The organism is Pseudomonas sp. A-1 (assembly GCF_004801855.1).
Classification (GTDB): domain Bacteria; phylum Pseudomonadota; class Gammaproteobacteria; order Pseudomonadales; family Pseudomonadaceae; genus Geopseudomonas.
In genome coordinates, this window is the sequence record NZ_SSTC01000011.1 from 25874 (window position 1) to 42809 (window position 16936).

The window sequence follows — 16936 nt, forward strand, 5'->3', positions numbered from 1 at the left end:
TAATGGCATGCACTCCCCATGAACTTCAGTCAAAGCCTGCTGCTCCTCGCGCTGCTCATCCTGGTCAGCGCGTTCTTCTCCCTCGCCGAAATCGCCCTGGCCGCCTCGCGCCCGGTGCGGCTGCGGCAGATGGCCGATGAAGGCAGCGTCAATGCCCTGCGGGTCATGCAGGTCCAGGAAAAGCCCGGTCACTACTTCACCGTGGTGCAGATCGGCATGAATGCGCTGGCCATCCTCGGCGGCATCGTTGGCGAGGGCATGTTCAGTCCGCTGTTCACCGAGCTGTTCGCGCTGCGCCTGGACGCGCAGCAGGCGGCCACCCTGGGCTTCGTGGTGTCCTTCATCCTCACCACCTCGCTGTTCATCGTCATCACCGACCTGATTCCCAAGCAGGTCGCCATGGCGGTTCCCGAACAGCTCGCCATCCGCGTCATCGGCCCGATGCGCATCCTCTCCACGCTGCTCAAGCCGCTGGTGCTGGTCTATGCCTGGCTGGTCGGCAGCCTGATCAACCTGCTCAAGCTGCCCAAGCAGCGCGACGACAGCGTCACCCCCGAGGACATCATGGCCATGACCCAGGCCGGCGCCCAGTCCGGCACCCTGGCGGCCAGCGAGCACCAGGTCATCGAGAACATCTTCGAGCTGGAAACCCGCACCCTGCCCAGCGCCATGACCCACCGCGAAGGCATCGTCTTCTTCCTGCGCGACGACCCCGATGCGCTGATCCGCTCGCGGATCGCCGACGAGCCCTACTCCGCCTACCCGGTCTGCGACGGCGACATCGACCACATCGTCGGCTACGTCACCATCAAGGACCTGTTCCAGCGGGTGCTGCACAACCAGCCGATCTCCCTCGAAGACCCCGCGCTGATCCGCAAGCCGCTGGTGGTGCCGGATCGCCTGACCCTGGCCGAAGTGCTCAGGCAGTTCCGCCAGGCCGGCGAAACCTTCGCCCTGATCGTCAACGAATACAGCCTGGTGGTCGGCCTGATCAGCCTCAACGACGTGATGAGCATCGTCATGGGCGACATGGTCTCGCCCTGGTACGAGGAGCAGATCGTCCGCCGCGACGAGAACTCCTGGCTGATCGACGGCGTCACCCCGATCCAGGACGTGCGCCGCGCGCTGGAGATCGACAGCGTGCCCCACGAGGACGAGTACGAAACCCTCGCCGGCTTCCTGATGACCATGCTGCGCCGCGTGCCCAAGCGCACCGACAGCGTGACCTGGGGCGGCTACACCTTCGAGGTGATGGACGTCGACAGCTACCGCATCGACCAGGTGATGGTGACCCGCACCACGCCGCAGGTTGCCGCGGAGGCTGCCGGCCCGGCGCACAAGGGCTGATTGGGCTACTCCATAGGTAGCGAGCTCATTTCCCTGTCGATCACGGAGCCGCCCATGCCCTCCCAGACCTTCCCCCACGAAGCCGACATCGGCGTGCGCGGCAGCGGCGCCACGCTGGAGGAGGCCTTTGCCGGCGCGGCTCTGGCCTTGACCTCCGCGATCTGCGACCCGGCCACCGTGCTGCCACGCAAGGCGCTGACCATCGACTGCGCCGCGCCGGACCTGGAGCTGCTGCTGGTCGACTGGCTCAACGCGCTGATCTACCGCATGGCCACCCGCCAACCTGCTGTTTTCGCGCTTCGAGCTGCAGATCGACGGCACGCGCCTGCACGCCACCGCCTGGGGCGAGACGGTGGACGTGGCGCGCCACCAGCCGGCGGCGGAGGCCAAGGGCGTATCGTTCTGCGAGCTGAAGGTGTGCCGGCAGGCGGACGGCCAGTGGCTGGCACAGGCGGTGGTGGATGTCTGAGGCCGCGCGGCGCTACCTGCCCTGAGCCTTGGCTGCCGGGCAGCTCGGCTTGTGGGTGAAGGTGCGCGAGACGTCCACCGCACCGAGGTGCTCCAGGGTGCGCCGGCCGATCAGCACCGGGTAGAGCATGTCGCCGCGATCGTTCAGGGAGAACTGCTCGTCGAGCAGCTGGCTGCCGATGCACATCCGCATCAGCACCACCGGGCGCCGCTCGGCACCGCCGGCGCCGCGCACCTTGATGTCGCGCTCGACGCGGCGCTCGAAGGGGATGCTCACCTGCTGGCCGGTGTCGCTGTCCTTGACCTCGACCTTGAAGCGCACCCACGGCTCGCCGTTCCTGTCGAAGCGCTCCAGCGCCCGGGCATCGAGCGACGAGGTCAGCGCGCCGGTGTCGAGCTTGCTCTTCACCGTGACGTTCTCCGGCAGCAGCCGGCCCTCCTCGACCCAGCCATAGATCTCCGGCGTCACCGCCTGCGCCATGGGCATGCCGGCCAGCAGCACCAGTGCTGCGGCGGCGAACGAACCTGTCAGTCTGCAAGGCACGGCGAATCCTCCTGATATGAGATGGCTCCAGTATGGCCCGCCAGGCGTGAACGATCCGTCAAGCCGGCCGGCGAACTCCCCGGCCCCTCGCTACGCTGATAGGACTTCGCCGCCGCACCACGATGAGGGAGGGTCCGCCCATGCCCCACACCAAGCTGCTGTTCCGCAACGCCGCGCGCGAGAAGGTGCTGCGCGGCGCCACCCAACTGGCCGACGCGATCCGCGTGACCCTGGGACCGAAGTCCAAGTCGGTGCTGATCCAGAGGAAGTGGGGCACGCCGACGGTGTGCAACGACGGGGTGACCATCGCCAAGCAGGTCGAGCTGGAGGATCCCGAGGAGAACCTCGGCGCGCAGATGCTGCGCCAGGCCGCCGAGCGCACCGGCGAGGCGGTCGGCGACGGCACCAGCACCGCCACCGTGCTGGCCCACGCGATCCTCGCCGACGGCGTGCGCAACGTGGTCGCCGGGGCCAGCGCCATCGACCTCAAGCGCGGCCTGGACCGCGGCCTGCAGGCGGCGGTGGCGTCGCTGAAGGCGCAGTCGCGTACCGTGCAGACACGCAAGGAGAAAGCCCAGGTGGCGGCCATCTCGGCGCACAACGACGCGCCCATCGGCGAACTGGTGGCCGACGCCCTGGAGCGGGTCGGCGGCGAGGGGGTGATCACCGTCGAGGAGTCGAAGACCACCGAGACGGTGGTCGACGTGGTCGAGGGCATGCGCTTCGACCGCGGCTACATCTCGCCCTACTTCATCACCGACGCCGACAAGATGCAGGCGGTGCTGGAAGACCCCTTCCTGCTGCTCTGCGACCACAAGGTCAGCCTGCTCAAGGAGCTGGTGCCGCTGCTCGAGCAGATCGCCAAGAGCGGCCGCCCGCTGCTGTTCATCGCCGAGGACATCGAGGGCGAGGCGCTGGCCACCCTGATCGTCAACCAGATCCGCGGCGTGCTGCGCGCGGTGGCGGTCAAGGCGCCGGGCTTCGGCGACCGGCGCAAGGAGATGCTGCAGGACATCGCCGTGCTGACCGCCGGCCAGGTGATCTCCAGCGAGCTGGGCCTGCGCCTGGAGCAGGCCGAGCTGCGCCAGCTCGGCCGCGCCAAGCGGGTGGTGGTCGACAAGGAGAGCACCACGCTGATCGGCGGCGGCGGGCGCAAGGAGGCCATCGAGGCGCGCATCGCGCAGATCCGCACGCAGATCGAGGCGGCGAGCAGCGACTACGACCGCGAGAAGCTGCAGGAGCGCCTGGCGCGGCTGGCCGGTGGGGTCGGGGTGATCCGCGTCGGCGCGCCCACCGAGGCGGAGATGAAGACGAAAAAAGATGCCCTCGACGACGCCATCGCCGCCACCCGCGCGGCCATCGAGGAAGGCATCGTGCCCGGCGGCGGCATGGCCCTGCTGCGCGCGGTGCCGGCGCTCGCCGCGCTGGAGGAGCAGTGCGCCGGCGACGAGAAGACCGGCGTGCAGATCCTCCGTCGCGCCCTGGAGGCGCCGACCCGCACCATCGCCGAGAACTCGGCGGTGGACGCCGGCGTGGTGGTGGCGCGCATCCTCGGCGAGGCCGGGCCGGTGGGCTTCGACGCGGCGACCAACCAGTACGTCGACATGTACGACGCCGGCATCGTCGACCCGACCAAGGTGGTGCGCATCGCCCTGGAGAACGCGGTGTCGGTGGCCAGCGTGCTGCTGCTCACCGAGGCGACCCTGACCGAGGTGCCCGGCAAGGACGAGCACGAACACGAGCCGCCCATGCCGGGCATGGAGTGACGCCATGGGCCAGGCCATCGCCGCGGCGCTGGACTGGCTCGCCGCCTACAACGCCGAGCTGCCGCCCACTGCGCGGCGAGGTCAACCTCGATGGCTGCGCTTCCTCGCCGCCCTGCACCAGCGCCTCGGGGTGAACATCCCCGAGGCCGACTACCAGCAGCTCACCACCCTGGATGTGCTGCTGGCCTACCTGCGCCGGCGTCTGGCGGAGTGACTCAGGCGCTGGCCGGCAACGCGCGGGTCCACACCAGCTTGGCGGTGCGCGCCTCCGGGGTGCCCTCCTCCAGGCGCGCGGTGAGCGACAGCACGCCGCCGTCCAGCACCGCGACGCGCTTCTGCGAGCCGCCTTCCCAGTTGGGGAACAGGCTGTGGCGCACGTGGTGGCGGACGGTGTCGCCCTCGACGTCGTAGGGCCCGGCGTAGGTCAGGTAGCTGCCGTAGGCGGCGGCCTTCTCGGCGTCGCTGGCCGACCACTGGCCGCCGGTGGTGAAGGCCTCGCGGTCCTTCCTGGCGATCACGCAGAACATGCCGTAGGGGCCGTACTCGATGAAGCCCTCCAGGTCGGTGCCCATCGGATGGACCACGCGGCCGTCGTCGTACAGCTGTTCCCAGGACAGGATGTTCCAGCGTCCGCGGATGGTTTCCTTGTTCATGCCTGGTTCTCCTCGCGGCCGGAACACAAAAAGTCGATGAGCAGTCGGGTGAAGTCGGCGGCCTTCTCGATCTGCACCCAGTGGCCGCACTCGCCGAACACGTGCAGCTGGGCGTGGGGGATCAGGCGGAGCAGCCGCTCGGAAGCCTCCAGCGGGATCACCTGGTCGTCGCGGCCATGGATGATCAGGGTCGGCTGCGGCAGCTGGCGCAGCGCTGCCTCGTCCACCGCGAGCAGCTCGATGCCCTGCTGGCGCGGCGCCGGGAACAGCTGGGCGAAGCGGCTCTGCACGTCGTCGCGGATGCTCGCCTCATAGCGCATGCGCACCAGGTCGTCGGTGATGATGCCGTGGTCCCAGGCGAACACCTGCATCAGCTCGCGCATCGCCTGCAGCGACGGCTGGTAGCCCCACACCTTGTCCAGCCCTTCGGTGAGCGGGAACGACAGGCCCGCCGAGCCCATCAGCACCAGGCGGCTGACCCGCTCGGGATGGCGCAGGGCGAAGGCCAGGGCGATGGCGCCGCCGAAGGAGTTGCCGACCACCGCCACCCTGGGGATGTCCAGCGCATCGAGCAGGCCGACCAGTTGCGCCACCCAGGCCTGCGGGTCGAGCGGACGGTCCATCGGGCAGCGGGTGTAGCCGAAGCCGAGCATGTCGGGGGCGATCACCCGCGCCTTCTCGGCGAGCGCCGGGATCACCCCGCGCCAGTTGGCCCAGGCGGTGACGCCGGGACCGGAGCCGTGGATCAGCAGGATGGCTTCGCCCTGGCCGCGGTCGTGGTAGTTGATCGTGCAGTCGCCGACCTGGAGGCTGTTGGCCACCTCCGGGGAGGCGCCGGTGTTGAGGGTCGTCATTGGCTCACCTTGGCGGTTTGGCTGTTGGTTACTACGGGGGCGCGCAGGCCGCGCTTGGACAGGTCCTTGAGAATCTGCCGGGCATGCTCGCGCTTGTCGGCCGGCAGCCAGGTGCGGTCGTGACCCCACAGGCTCATGCCGGACAGCTCTTCCACCTGCCAGTCGGGGCCGATGGTGCGTCCCGCCCAGCCCAGCTCGAGCATCCAGTCGTCGGGGTTCTTCAGGTAGAACGAGGTCATGTGGTCGTTGATGTGGCGGCCGAAGGTGACGCCGATGGAGTCGGGATTCTCCAGCGCCAGGTCATGGGCGCGGCCGAGGTCGTCGAAGTCGTTGTACTCGATCATCAGGTGGTACAGCTTGCGCGGTCCGCCGGTGTAGGCGATGCCCAGGGTGTGGTGGCGCGGGTTGACGTGGAGGAACTCGACGCGGAACGGCACGCTGGTGTAGTCGCTGAGGCGGAACTGCAGCACATCCTTGTACAGGCGGCACATCTCCTCGAACTTCGGCGTGATGAAGGCGACGTGGCCGAGGCCCAGCTCGCCGGTGCGGAAGCCGCCCAGCGGGCGGCCGGGGACGAAGGGCGTGGCGGCATCCTGCAGGCCCAAGGCGACCTCGACGCGGCAGCCGTCCGGATCGTTGAAGTGGAACAGGTCGTCCACTGCGCGCAGCTCGCACTCGGCGCGGCTGCCTTGGTGGGTCTGGTAGCCGGCCTCCTGCAGCGCCTGGCGTGCCTCGGCGAAGGCGGCCGCATCGCTGGCCTCCAGGCCCATGACCATCGAGGACTCGCCGTCGACGGCCTGCAGCACGAAGCGCTGGGCCTTCTCGTCCACGCGCAGCCGCGCACACGCGCCCGGCTGCACGATCTCGACCTGCATGCCGATGTGCTCGCCGGCCATCTTCAGCCACTCCGCCAGGTGCGGGGTGTGCACCACCACGTAACTCAGTGCCTTGATCATCTGTCTGTTCTCCAATGGTTTCAGGCGCGGGGGATGCGGCCCAGCACCGTTTCCAGGGCGATGCCGATGGCCAGCAGGCGGCGGTCGCTGCCGGCCGGGCCGTCCAGCTCCAGGCCGACCGGCAGGCCGCTGGTGGCGCCGAGGCCGGCCGGCAGCTGGATACCCGGCAGGCCGGCGCTGGCGGACGGCTCGGTGTTGCGGATCAGCCGCTCGAAGCAGGCCGGCTCGTTGACCTCGGCGCCGGCCAGCGGCGCCACCAGCGGGGTGGTCGGGAAGATGAAGGCGTCCAGCGCGTGGCGCGCGAACAGCTCGGCGTAGTGCGCCTGCAGCGCCGGACGGCCGCTGGCCATGGCCGCCGCGTACAGCGGCGCGGAGTCGACCAGGCCGTCGGCGCCGGGCACCCGGCCCGGCAGCACCAGCTGCTGGTAGATCGTCTGCACGTCCGGGCTGGCGATGCCGCGCGCCAGTTCGTCGATGCCGATGCCGGGGCCCTGCTCGCGCAGCCAGTCCTCCATCGCCGGGCGGGCCTCGTGGATCACCACCAGCGTGCCGATCGGCTGGGTGAGTTCCTGCAGGCGCTCCTCGCCAACCTCCACCTGGGTCACCCCGGCCGCGCGCAGCCGCTCCAGCGCCGCCTCGGCGACCGCGCGGGTGTCGGCGTCGAGGTCGCGCCAGAAGCCCGGTGCGATGCCCAGGCGCAGGCCGGCCAGGGTCACCGGCGGCAGCGCGGCCTCGCCGCTGATCAGGCCGTCGAGCAGGGCGACGTCGGCCATGCACAGCGCCATCGGCCCCACGGTGTCGCGGCTCGGCGCAATGGGGATTACCCCGCGCCCCGAGTAGCGGCCGTGGCTGGGGCGCAGCGAGGCGCAGCCGTTCAGCGCGCAGGGAATGCGCATCGAGCCGCCGGTGTCGGTACCCAGCGCGGCCAGCGCCATGCGCGCACCGAGGGCCGCCGCGCTGCCGGAGGACGAGCCGCCGGCGATGCGGGTGAAGTCGTAGGGGTTGCGCACGCCGAGCAGCTCGCCGGTGTTGAACGCCGGGTTGTAGCCGGTGGCGCCGAAGGCCAGCTCGTGCATGTTGGTCTTGCCCAGCACGATGGCGCCGGCCTCGCGCAGCGGACGCAGGCTCGGTGCGTCCTCGCCCGGCACGAAGTCGGCCAGCGCCGGGGTGCCGGCGGTGGCCGGCAGGCCGGCGGCGTGGATGTTGTCCTTGACCACGATGGGGATGCCGGCCAGCGGCTTGAGCGGCAGGCCGGCACGGCGCGCGGCGTCGGCGGCATCGGCGGCGGCCAGCGCGCCCTGTGCGTCGAGGGTGACGAAGGCGTTCAGCTCGCGGCCGGCCTCGGCGCGGGCGAGACAGGCCTCGACCAGCTGGCGGCTGCTCAGGCGCCCCGTGCGGAAGGCGTCGAGCGCCTCGGCGATGGTCAGGTCGGTGGCGCAGGCAGCCTGCGCGAACAGGGGCAGTTTCATCGGCAGCTCCCGGCAGCGGAGAAGGCATCGAAGGCGGCGTCCTTGAACGCCTCGGGACTCGGATAGGCGAGCTTGCTGTGCGTCAGGCCCAGATCGAGGAACAGCTCGCAGAGCTTGTAGGCGACCTGGCCGGGGTTGAGCACCGGCACCGGCAGGCGCTCGGCGAGGAAGGCGTGCGACTGGTGCATGGTGGTCGAGCCGAGCACGATCACGTCGGCGCCGTCCTCGGCGATGGCGCGCTGCGCCTCCTCGAGCAGGCGGCCGAACACCACTTCCTCCTTGCCCTGCAGCAGCGCCTCGGTGTCCGGGCGCACGTCGATGGCGCGGATCGACGCCAGCCGCGCCTCCAGGCCATATTCCTTGAGGGTCTTGCGGTACAGCGGGAACCAGCGTGGCCACATGGTCAGGATGCTGAACCTGTGGCCGAGCATGCTGGCCAGGTGGAAGGCGCCCTGCCCCGGCGCCAGCACCGGGACGCTCAGGCGCGCACGCAGCGCGGCGAGACCGGAGTCGCTGACGGTGTTGATGCACACCGCGTCGAAGCCCTCCGCCTCGGCCTGGAGGCCGGCGGCGATCACCGCCTGCTCCATGATCGCCATGTCGTAGTAGCTGTCAGCCAGGGTCAGCACCTGACCGGCGCCGACGAAGCTGACCTCGATGTCCGGGCGGATCAGCTCCGGCGGCAGCTGCGACTCCACCAGCGGGCGGGTCGCCTCGCTCATCGGCACCGGGAAGATCATCTTGATGCGCTTGCGCATCGTGGCGGCGCTCCTTACAGACCCAGTTCGTGGCGCGGGCGGGTCAGGGTGTCGATCAGCGCGTACATGATCTTCTTCGCGCAGGGGATCAGGTCGGGGACGTAGGTGGCGCCCATGCCGCCGAGGCCCTCGGCCACCGGCAGCGGCGCACCCTGCGCCGGCCACGGCCAGCCGATGCGCGCGGTGGGGATGCCCAGGCGGCGCAGCGCGGCGCCGTCGGTCTGCCCGCCGAGCAGGTCGGCCTGGCCGTGCGGGCGGTGCTCGATGTGCTCCCAGCCGCGCCGGGCCGACTGGATGATCCAGTTGTGCGGATCGGTGCTGCCGCCGGCAACCGAGCCGTACATCTCCCAGTCCAGCTCCAGCTCGGGACGCTGCGTCTGCAGCTCGCGGACGAAGGCGGCGAACTGCGCCTTCACCTCGGCCGGGCTGCTGCGCGGGTTGACCCGCACGTCGAAGAAGATCTCGGTGACCGCCGAGGGGAAGGCCGGGCGCTGCACATCGCCACCGCGCACCCCGGCGATCCAGCCGTGCGGCTTGATCTGCCCGGAGGTGTTGCGCTCGGCGTAGTCGATGATCCAGCGCTCCAGCTCCTGGATCACCGTGGCCGCCGGCACCACCGAGCTGCGAAAGCCCGGAATGTCGCGCGGCACGCCGGCATAGCCGAGGGTGCCGTGCACCCGCAGCTTGAACCAGGCCATGCCCGGTTCCTCGTGGTAGACCCAGTTCCACGGTTTCATGATCACCGCGAAGTCCGGCGAGCCGCCGCGGTTGAGCAGGTGAAACACGCCGTTGGACATGCCGGCGTGATCGCGCCCGGCGATGTCCACCGGCATGCCGCCGTCGGCCATGCCGACCAGCAGGTCGCCGACCAGCGGCACCCCGGCCTCGATCAGCGCGGTGGCCACCTCGGTGAGGGTGGCGACCATGCCCTTGGGGTTGGAGGCGCCGAGGCCGAACACCCAGTCGTCGATCATCCGCGCCGAGGGCTGCATGTCAGCCTCGGGCGCCTTGCCGGTGAGGATTTCCTGGCTCTCGTCGCCCTCCAGGTGGGTGTCGATCGGCGCGTAGAGCAGCACGCTGGCGCCGCCGCCGCTGCCGCGGCGCTCGGCCAGCACGTTGCCGCTGGTCGCGCTCATCGGCTGGTAGCGGGCGGACAGGCCGACCGACTCCAGGTGGCGGGCCATGAACTGGCTGGCCGCGCCGGCCGCGCCGGTCGGGCTGTGGATGTTGGTCAGGTCGAACAGCAGGTACTGCAGGCGCTTGGGGTCGATGCGCGCGCAGGCCTGCTCGTACCACATCATCTGCTCGGCCGAGAACGGCACGGAAACGGTCGGTTGCATGGGGATCTCCTCAGTGGCTGGCCACGAACTGTTCGCTGAAGATGTTTTGCGGCGCGACGCCCAGCTCGATCAGCCGTGCGGTGGCGGCGTCGATCATCGGCTGCGGGCCGCACAGGTAGGCGACGGTATCCGGGCTGACCACGTCGCCTTCGCGCAGGGCGCTGACCGGGCTGCCGTGGTGCAGGCCGGCGGTCGGCTCGCGGTCGACGCAGATGCGCGCCTCGAGGCTCGGCAGCCACTGCTGGCGCAGCTCGATGTCGTCAAGACCGAACAGCACCTCCGGGGTGGCGCAGCCGAAGCTGAGCAGCATCGGCGGCTTCTTGCCGCCGTTCTGGCGCAGGCTGTCGATCATCGACAGGATCGGCGCGAGGCCCGTGCCGCCGGCGACGAAGATGTGCGGCGCGCGCCTGTGCTCCTCGCGCAGGAAGAACGCGCCGTAGGGGCCGCGCAGGGTCAGCACGTCCTCGACCTGGGCCTTCTCCTCCAGGTAGCTGGACATCGCCCCGCCCGGCAGCAGGCGCACCAGCAGCTGCAGCCTGGGCAGGTCGGCCAGGGTGCTGGACGGCGAGTAGCTGCGCAGCACGCCGAAGCCGGGCACCTCGATCTGCACGAACTGGCCGGGGCGGAACTCCAGCCAGTCGCCGTCGGCAAGCTCCAGGGTCAGGCGCACCACGTTGACGGCGATGCGCTCGATGGAATCGATGAAGGCGTGCACCTCGCGGGCCACGCCGGCGCCGACCTCGCTGCCGTAGGGCACGCTGAAGGTGCAGTCCGACTGCGCCTGGCACAGGCACAGCAGGCGCTGGCCGGCGGCGTACTCGCTGGCCAGCAGCGACGAGCTGGCGCCGGGCCGGGTGCGCGCGTCGCCTTCGGCGAGCTGGGCCATGCAGCTGGAACAGCCGCCCGAGCGGCACTGGTAGAGCAGCGGAATCTCCGCCTCGATGGCGGCATCGAGGATGCTGGCCTCGGCGGGCACGGCGAAGCTGCGGCTGACGCCGTCGGCGAAATTCACGGTGACCTGGTGGATTGCGTCTTTCATGATCGGTTGCCTCCGTCTTACAGGCATCGGCGACCAGCAGCGGTGGCGTGCTGGGCACCCGGATTGGAAGGCGGCTGGAACGGCCCGCCCGGTTGCTGCTGACTTGCCCCGATCATAGGAAGCGACTCCCGGGCGGGCGCTCCCGCGAGTTACCGGCTTATCCCGCCAGTGCAAATTCCTGCTGCCGTGGTCGGATATCGCGCGGGGCAGCGACTGCGGGCGCGGCGGAAGGAATCGCGGGCAAAAAAAAAGCCCGTACCGAAACGGTACGGGCAAGAAGGGCAGTCCGTATCAGAAGCTGCCGGGACGAACCCTGTGCCAGTCGCTGACCTTCTGCAGCGCCATGCCGGCGCGGCACAGCACGCCCTCCCCGCCCTTGCCGGCGATGAACTGGCCGCCGATGGGCAGACCGCTGGTGGTGAAGCCGATCGGCAGGCTCAGGCACGGGTGGCCGGAGACATTGAACGGCGCGGTGAACTGGATCAGCCGGCGGTTGGCCTCCGGGTCCTGGGCCAGCGCGCCGAGCTGTGCGTGGGTCGGCGCGGCGAACGGCTGCACCGGCGCGAGCAGCAGGTCGACCTCGCTGAGCACGCACTCCAGCTCGCCGTGGAAGCGCTGGGCGTCGAGCAGCACGCGCTGGTAGTCCATGCCGGACAGCGCCCGCCCGCCGTCGATCAGCCGGCTCAGCGCCGGGCCGTAGTCGGCGGCGCGGCTCGGGTAGGTGGCGGCGTGCGCCACCGCGGTCTGCACGCCGCAGTGCCTCTCCCAGTTGGCGCTCACCGCGCGGGTGTCCGGCATTCGCACGCGCACCAGGCTGCCGCCGCCGGCGCGGATCATCGTCAGCACCTCGTCGAGCGCCTCGACGATCTCCTCGTCGACGCCCTCGCTCAGCCAGACCTCGTCGATGCCAACGCGCAGGCCGCGGAACGAGTCCTCGATGCCGGGAATCTCCAGGCACACGCTGGGCAGCGAGGTGGGGTCCAGCGGATCGTGGCCGGCGATGGTCGACAGCAGGAACAGCGCGTCGCGCGCGCTGCGGGTCATCGGCCCGACGTGGTCGAGGCTGGCGGCCAGCTCGAAGGCGCCGTGGCGGCTGACCCGCCCCCAGGTCGGCTTGAGGCCGGTCAGGCCGTTGGCCGCGCAGGGGAAGCGGATCGAGCCGCCGCTGTCGGTGCCCAGCGAGGCGTAGCACAGCCCGGCGGCGGTGGCCACGCCGCAGCCGCTGGACGAGGCGCCGGCCCAGTGCCCGGCGCCCCACGGATTGACCGGCGCGGCGAACGCCGGGTGGTGGGTGGCGAAGGCGCCCTCGGTCATCTGCAGCTTGCCGAGCAGCACGCTGCCCGCCTCGCGCAGGCGCGTCACCACGGTGGCGTCCTCCTGCGGAATGAACTCGCGGTGGATCGCCATGCCCGCCGCGGTGGGGATGCCGGCGGTATGGAACAGGTCCTTCACCGCCAGCGGGATGCCGTGCAGCGGGCTGCGGCACTGGCCGCGCATCAGCTCCTGTTCGGCCTGGCGCGCCTGCGCCATGGCCTGCTCGGCCGCCACGTGGGCGTAGCTGTGCAGCGCGCCGTCGAGGCGCTCGATGCGCGCCAGCTGGGCCTCGGCGACCTCGACCGGCGACAGCTTGCGCGTACGGATCAGCAGCGACAGTTCGTGCATCTCCAGGTAGTGCAGATCGCTGGCGGTATTCATACGTAGCCTCCGATGAAGGCCGTCGCCACGGCGTTGAATTCGTCCGGACACTCGCTCTGCAGGTGGTGGGCGGCGTTGCCCATGACGTGCAGGCGCGCGTCGGCGAACTGGTTGAGCATCAGCATCGGCACGTCGATGCCGCCGAACCAGTCGTGCAGCCCCCAGAGAATCAGCGTCGGTGCCTGCACCCGGGCGAACACCGCGATGAGATCCTCCCACTCGCCGAAGGCGCCGGGGGTCCTGAGCAGCTCGAGCAGCGCGGGATTGGCGCTGGCCTCGTAGCGCAGGCGCAGGGTCTCCTCGTCGAGCCTGGCGTCGTCGTGCAGCTCGTAGCGGCAGATCAGCTCGCGCATCTTGGCCAGGCTCGGTCCGCCGTCGGCCAGGTAATAATCGGAGAGCAGGGTCGCGGCGTGCTTGCTGAACAGCGGCAGCGGCTGCAGCACGCCGCGCGCCACTGGCTGCGAACCGATCAGCAGCAGGCGGCCGACCCGCTCGGGGTGGTCGACGGCGAGGCGGATCGCCACGCAGCCGCCGAACGACTGGTTGACCAGATGGGCGCGCGCGATGCCCAGCTCGTCCATGAAGCCCAGCAGCTTGCGCGCGTGCCAGCCGAGCGCCGGCCCTTCGATCGGCACCATGTCGGAGCCGCCGAACTGGGCGAAGTCGAGGAAGTAGCAGGTGTGGCGCGCGGCGAAGGCCTGCGCGCTCAGGCGGAAGTTGCTCCACGCGGTGCTGCCGGGGCCGCCTCCGTGGGTGAAGATCACCGGCAGGCGGTCGGCGGGGCCGTCGACCAGAAGGTAGTGCAGGCGCACGCCGTCCACCGTGACGAAACGGCTGGGGGGAAGGGCTAGGTTGTGCATCGGAATTTCCCTGCGGAAGGTGACATGACACGCCTCAGCGCGGCATGCCTGGGGTCGGATATCACTCGTCGACGATCTGCCGGACCTTGTAGCCGGGACGGTGACCGTCTGCGGTTTCCTTGAAGATCAGGCTGCTGTCCTTGATCGCGCCCTTTACACCGCGGCCGGGCTTAGCGATGCCGCGGTTCCAGCGCGAGGCCAGCTTGCGCCAACTGATCGGCGAGACGTCGGTGGCCACCAGTTGCTCATCGTCCCAGCCGGTACCGTCGGAATAGAAGTTCTGCATGGCCTCACGGGCGTACAGGTCGCAGTCGTTGAATCCGTGCAGGCACAGCGGCTTGTACATATGGTCGTAGCGGTACTTGAACTTCTTGCGGTCTTCGTCGGTGAGACACACGCGCACCAGGATTTCCCAGTACTCGTGCGTGTCGTCAGTGATCGGCACGTACCACTCGTACTGCGCCACGTGCTCTTCCGGCCAGTTCTCCACCATCAGCACGCCGGGCAGAACCACCGAGGTACGGTAGTGGCGACCCTTGAGGCCTTCCACCTTAAGGCCCAACTCCTGGTTCTCGAGGATCGGTGCCCACTTGTCGGTGAACAGCCACTGCATCAGCCCCCTGGGCCCGCCCTCCTCCTCGACCACGCTGATGCAGTCGTCGCCAGTCGGCACCAAGCCGAGCGGCAGCACCCAGTCCATGGCATGGACTATGGAGTTGTCCTTGTGCACCAGGATGTGCGCGTTGTCGAAACCATTCTCACAGGCAATCCGCCAGTTGCCGAAGCCGGTGCGGTGCATGCCGTGAACCACCGCATTGTCGTCCAGCACGCTGGGCGAGGCCGGCCACAGCGGGTGCGGGAACTGCTCGCTGCGCTCCGGGAAGCGAAACGGCAGATCATTGGCCAGCGGCGGAACGTCCTCTTCCGGGAAGTCGTCTTCGCGGACGAAGACGAAGATCATCCCGGCCACCTCATGCACCGGATAGGTGGTGATGCCAGTGGTGCCTATCAGCTTGTCGTCCGGGTTGGCGACGATGGTCGCCAGCTTGCCGCTTTCCAGATCGAAGGTGAAACCGTGGTACCAGCAGGAGATGGTGCTCTTGTTGAAACACATTGGCTTCTCGGACAGGCGCACGCCACGGTGCAGGCACTGGTCCTTGAGGGCGAACACCTTGCCGTCGACGCGGCGCAGGACGATCGGGATGCCGCAGATCTGGATGCCCTGGACCTGATCCTCGCCCAGCTCATGGGTGAACAGGGCCGGATACCAGTGGTTGATGAAGCCCCAGGCAGCGTCCTTGTACGGCTGGTATTGGCTCTGGGCCTTGGCGTTGTTGGCACGGGCATCGCTGATACCGTTCTTGACCTGGCGACGGCGGATGCTGGGCTGTTCGGACATTGGCACTCCTCAAAGGCAGACTTGACAGTGGTATCGCCTAATTTGGCAGCTGTAAAAATCATACTAAAAAGGGGGCGAACTCCTAGCACTCCAATGGCCGAAGCGGTTATCCCGGCAGCGCAAAATAAAGCGGGGGATTAACCTAATTCCTGTGCAATCAAAACGCACGCAGCCAACTAAGTAGACTGATTGGATGCTTTACGATCTTCAATTCCCTCACTTTGCTTTCAACTCTATCTCCATCAATCCGATGGAAAAGCAAAAAACGGTCGCCTGCTGCGACCGTGGAGGAAGGGCTGCACGAATAAATAAGATGTGCAGCAGGGCAACTCACATTACTCGACCGCCTTGAGCATGTCCTCGATGACCTTCTTGGCGTCGCCGAACACCATCATCGATTTGTCCATGTAGAACAGTTCGTTGTCCAGGCCCGCGTAGCCGCTGGCCATCGAGCGCTTGTTGACGATCACGGTGCGCGCCTTGTACGCCTCGAGGATCGGCATGCCGGCGATCGGCGAGTGCGGGTCGGTCTTCGCCGCCGGGTTGACCACGTCGTTGGCGCCGAGCACCAGCACCACGTCGGTCTGGGCGAACTCGGCGTTGATGTCGTCCATCTCGAACACCTGCTCGTAGGGCACCTCGGCCTCGGCGAGCAGCACGTTCATGTGCCCCGGCATGCGCCCGGCCACCGGGTGGATGGCGTACTTCACGGTGATGCCGCGGTGGGTCAGCTTCTCGGTCAGCTCCATCAGCGCGTGCTGGGCGCGCGCCACCGCCAGGCCGTAGCCGGGGACGATGATCACGCTGTCGGCGTTGCCGAGCATGAACGCGGCATCATCCGCCGAGCCGCTCTTCACCGGGCGCTGCTCCTGGCTGCCAGCCGCGGCGCTGGCGCCGGCCTCGGCACCGAAGCCGCCGAGGATCACGTTGAAGAACGAGCGGTTCATCGCCTTGCACATGATGTAGGAGAGGATCGCACCCGAGGAACCGACCAGGCTGCCGGCGACGATCAGCATCGAGTTGTTCAGCGAGAAGCCGATGCCGGCCGCCGCCCAGCCCGAGTAGCTGTTGAGCATCGACACCACCACCGGCATGTCGGCGCCGCCGATCGGGATGATGATCAGCACGCCGATCACGAAGGCCAGCGCCACCAGCACGGCGAACGCGGTCAGGTTGCCGGTGAAGGTGAACGCCAGGCCCAGGCCGAGGATCGCCAGGCCGACCGCCAGGTTCAGCCAGTGCTGGCCGGCGAAGGTCACCGGGGCACCCTGGAACAGGCGGAACTTCCAGCCGAACACCGAACCGCCGGCCAGCTTGCCGAAGGCGATCACCGAACCGGAGAAGGTGATGGCGCCGATGGCCGCACCGAGGAACAGCTCCAGGCGGTTGCCGGCCGGGATCGGGTCGCTGATCGCGGCGACGATGCCCAGCGACTGCGGTTCGACCACCGCCGCAATGGCGATGAACACCGCGGCCAGACCGATCATGCTGTGCATGAAGGCGACCAGTTCGGGCATCTTGGTCATCTCGACGCGCTTGGCCATGAGGGTGCCGGCCGCGCCGCCGAGCTGCAGGCCGACCAGCACGTAGGCGATGCCGGCGTCGCTGCCGGCCTGGGCGGCGAGCTTGTAGATCAGCGCCACGGTGGTGCACACGGCGATAGCCATGCCGGCCATGCCGAACAGGTTGCCGCGCTGCGAAGTGGTCGGGTGGGACAGCCCTTTCAGTGCCTGGATGAAGCACACCGAGGCGACCAGGTAGAGCAGGGTGATCAGGTTCATGCTCATC

16 protein-coding genes and 1 pseudogene are annotated in these 16936 nt (G+C 69.0%); 5 read left to right on the forward strand and 12 right to left on the reverse strand.

The features are described 5' to 3' along the window. Window positions 1–18 precede the first annotated feature (18 nt). The 3 genes and pseudogenes from E5198_RS03695 to E5198_RS21920 all read left to right on the forward strand — a co-directional run bounded on the left by E5198_RS03695 (window position 19) and on the right by E5198_RS21920 (window position 1816). A complete protein-coding gene (locus E5198_RS03695) occupies window positions 19–1347 on the forward strand; it encodes a hemolysin family protein (RefSeq protein ID WP_136488670.1) in 1329 nt (442 codons plus the stop codon). 54 nt (window positions 1348–1401) lie between these two features. After that, a pseudogene (locus E5198_RS21915) lies at window positions 1402–1566 on the forward strand (archease); the annotation flags it as partial. Window positions 1567–1672: 106 nt separating this feature from the next. Beyond that, window positions 1673–1816 carry an archease gene (locus E5198_RS21920; RefSeq protein WP_256658967.1) on the forward strand — a complete coding sequence of 48 codons (144 nt, stop codon included), beginning with the start codon at window positions 1673–1675 and terminating at the stop codon, window positions 1814–1816. A 12-nt stretch (window positions 1817–1828) separates the two neighbouring features. Here E5198_RS21920 and E5198_RS03705 read toward each other — a convergent pair whose 3' ends face one another. Continuing rightward, a complete protein-coding gene (locus E5198_RS03705; RefSeq protein WP_136488715.1) occupies window positions 1829–2302 on the reverse strand; it encodes an ATP-dependent zinc protease in 474 nt (157 codons plus the stop codon). A 197-nt stretch (window positions 2303–2499) separates the two neighbouring features. On the opposite strand from E5198_RS03705, the gene groL reads away from it, so the two are divergent. Continuing rightward, a complete protein-coding gene (gene groL, locus E5198_RS03710; RefSeq protein ID WP_136488671.1) occupies window positions 2500–4125 on the forward strand; it encodes a chaperonin GroEL in 1626 nt (541 codons plus the stop codon). Between the two features lie 4 nt (window positions 4126–4129). Next, a complete protein-coding gene (locus E5198_RS03715; protein ID WP_178084041.1) occupies window positions 4130–4339 on the forward strand; it encodes a hypothetical protein in 210 nt (69 codons plus the stop codon). A 1-nt stretch (window position 4340) separates the two neighbouring features. Here the strand turns inward: E5198_RS03715 and E5198_RS03720 are convergent, their stop codons facing one another. The 11 genes from E5198_RS03720 to E5198_RS03770 form a co-directional block, all read right to left on the reverse strand. Then, the gene (locus E5198_RS03720; RefSeq protein WP_136488672.1) at window positions 4341–4778 is read right to left on the reverse strand and encodes a lipocalin-like domain-containing protein; all 438 of its coding nucleotides are present in this window, start codon (window positions 4776–4778) and stop codon (window positions 4341–4343) included. Further along, entirely contained in the window at window positions 4775–5632 is an 858-nt protein-coding gene (locus E5198_RS03725) for an alpha/beta fold hydrolase (RefSeq protein WP_136488673.1), read from the reverse strand. Before E5198_RS03725 ends, E5198_RS03720 begins: the two co-directional genes overlap by 4 nt. Beyond that, on the reverse strand, window positions 5629–6588 hold the full coding sequence (locus E5198_RS03730) for a VOC family protein (protein WP_136488674.1): 960 nt from the start codon (window positions 6586–6588) through the stop codon (window positions 5629–5631). The genes E5198_RS03725 and E5198_RS03730 overlap by 4 nt, the downstream gene beginning before the upstream one ends. A gap of 20 nt (window positions 6589–6608) precedes the next feature. Next, on the reverse strand, window positions 6609–8057 hold the full coding sequence (iaaH, locus tag E5198_RS03735) for an indoleacetamide hydrolase (RefSeq protein WP_136488675.1): 1449 nt from the start codon (window positions 8055–8057) through the stop codon (window positions 6609–6611). Further along, a complete protein-coding gene (locus E5198_RS03740; protein WP_136488676.1) occupies window positions 8054–8815 on the reverse strand; it encodes an aspartate/glutamate racemase family protein in 762 nt (253 codons plus the stop codon). Before E5198_RS03740 ends, iaaH begins: the two co-directional genes overlap by 4 nt. 14 nt (window positions 8816–8829) lie before the next feature. Further along, the gene (locus tag E5198_RS03745; protein WP_136488677.1) at window positions 8830–10155 is read right to left on the reverse strand and encodes a M20 family metallopeptidase; all 1326 of its coding nucleotides are present in this window, start codon (window positions 10153–10155) and stop codon (window positions 8830–8832) included. Between the two features lie 10 nt (window positions 10156–10165). Next, window positions 10166–11194, reverse strand: coding sequence for a ring-hydroxylating dioxygenase ferredoxin reductase family protein (locus E5198_RS03750; protein ID WP_136488678.1), 1029 nt, complete (start codon window positions 11192–11194; stop codon window positions 10166–10168). Window positions 11195–11485: 291 nt separating this feature from the next. After that, complete coding sequence (locus E5198_RS03755; RefSeq protein ID WP_136488679.1) at window positions 11486–12889, reverse strand: amidase; 1404 nt, start codon at window positions 12887–12889, stop codon at window positions 11486–11488. After that, on the reverse strand, window positions 12886–13749 hold the full coding sequence (locus E5198_RS03760) for an alpha/beta fold hydrolase (RefSeq protein ID WP_136488680.1): 864 nt from the start codon (window positions 13747–13749) through the stop codon (window positions 12886–12888). Before E5198_RS03760 ends, E5198_RS03755 begins: the two co-directional genes overlap by 4 nt. A 61-nt stretch (window positions 13750–13810) precedes the next feature. After that, window positions 13811–15148 carry a Rieske 2Fe-2S domain-containing protein gene (locus E5198_RS03765; RefSeq protein ID WP_136488681.1) on the reverse strand — a complete coding sequence of 446 codons (1338 nt, stop codon included), beginning with the start codon at window positions 15146–15148 and terminating at the stop codon, window positions 13811–13813. A 335-nt stretch (window positions 15149–15483) separates the two neighbouring features. Continuing rightward, complete coding sequence (locus E5198_RS03770) at window positions 15484–16935, reverse strand: NAD(P)(+) transhydrogenase (Re/Si-specific) subunit beta (protein WP_136488682.1); 1452 nt, start codon at window positions 16933–16935, stop codon at window positions 15484–15486. Window position 16936: the final 1 nt, after the last annotated feature.

What these genes read in the sequence shown, in the direction of transcription:
- E5198_RS03695 (WP_136488670.1), top strand. Translation starts at nt 19, where the DNA reads ATGAACTTCAGTCAAAGCCTGCTGCTCCTCGCGCTGCTCATCCTGGTC.
- E5198_RS03705 (WP_136488715.1), bottom strand. Translation starts at nt 2,302, where the DNA reads ATGCCCATGGCGCAGGCGGTGACGCCGGAGATCTATGGCTGGGTCGAG.
- groL (WP_136488671.1), top strand. Translation starts at nt 2,500, where the DNA reads ATGCCCCACACCAAGCTGCTGTTCCGCAACGCCGCGCGCGAGAAGGTG.
- E5198_RS03715 (WP_178084041.1), top strand. Translation starts at nt 4,130, where the DNA reads ATGGGCCAGGCCATCGCCGCGGCGCTGGACTGGCTCGCCGCCTACAAC.
- E5198_RS03720 (WP_136488672.1), bottom strand. Translation starts at nt 4,778, where the DNA reads ATGAACAAGGAAACCATCCGCGGACGCTGGAACATCCTGTCCTGGGAA.
- E5198_RS03725 (WP_136488673.1), bottom strand. Translation starts at nt 5,632, where the DNA reads ATGACGACCCTCAACACCGGCGCCTCCCCGGAGGTGGCCAACAGCCTC.
- E5198_RS03730 (WP_136488674.1), bottom strand. Translation starts at nt 6,588, where the DNA reads ATGATCAAGGCACTGAGTTACGTGGTGGTGCACACCCCGCACCTGGCG.
- iaaH (WP_136488675.1), bottom strand. Translation starts at nt 8,057, where the DNA reads ATGAAACTGCCCCTGTTCGCGCAGGCTGCCTGCGCCACCGACCTGACC.
- E5198_RS03740 (WP_136488676.1), bottom strand. Translation starts at nt 8,815, where the DNA reads ATGCGCAAGCGCATCAAGATGATCTTCCCGGTGCCGATGAGCGAGGCG.
- E5198_RS03745 (WP_136488677.1), bottom strand. Translation starts at nt 10,155, where the DNA reads ATGCAACCGACCGTTTCCGTGCCGTTCTCGGCCGAGCAGATGATGTGG.
- E5198_RS03750 (WP_136488678.1), bottom strand. Translation starts at nt 11,194, where the DNA reads ATGAAAGACGCAATCCACCAGGTCACCGTGAATTTCGCCGACGGCGTC.
- E5198_RS03755 (WP_136488679.1), bottom strand. Translation starts at nt 12,889, where the DNA reads ATGAATACCGCCAGCGATCTGCACTACCTGGAGATGCACGAACTGTCG.
- E5198_RS03760 (WP_136488680.1), bottom strand. Translation starts at nt 13,749, where the DNA reads ATGCACAACCTAGCCCTTCCCCCCAGCCGTTTCGTCACGGTGGACGGC.
- E5198_RS03765 (WP_136488681.1), bottom strand. Translation starts at nt 15,148, where the DNA reads ATGTCCGAACAGCCCAGCATCCGCCGTCGCCAGGTCAAGAACGGTATC.
- E5198_RS03770 (WP_136488682.1), bottom strand. Translation starts at nt 16,935, where the DNA reads ATGAGCATGAACCTGATCACCCTGCTCTACCTGGTCGCCTCGGTGTGC.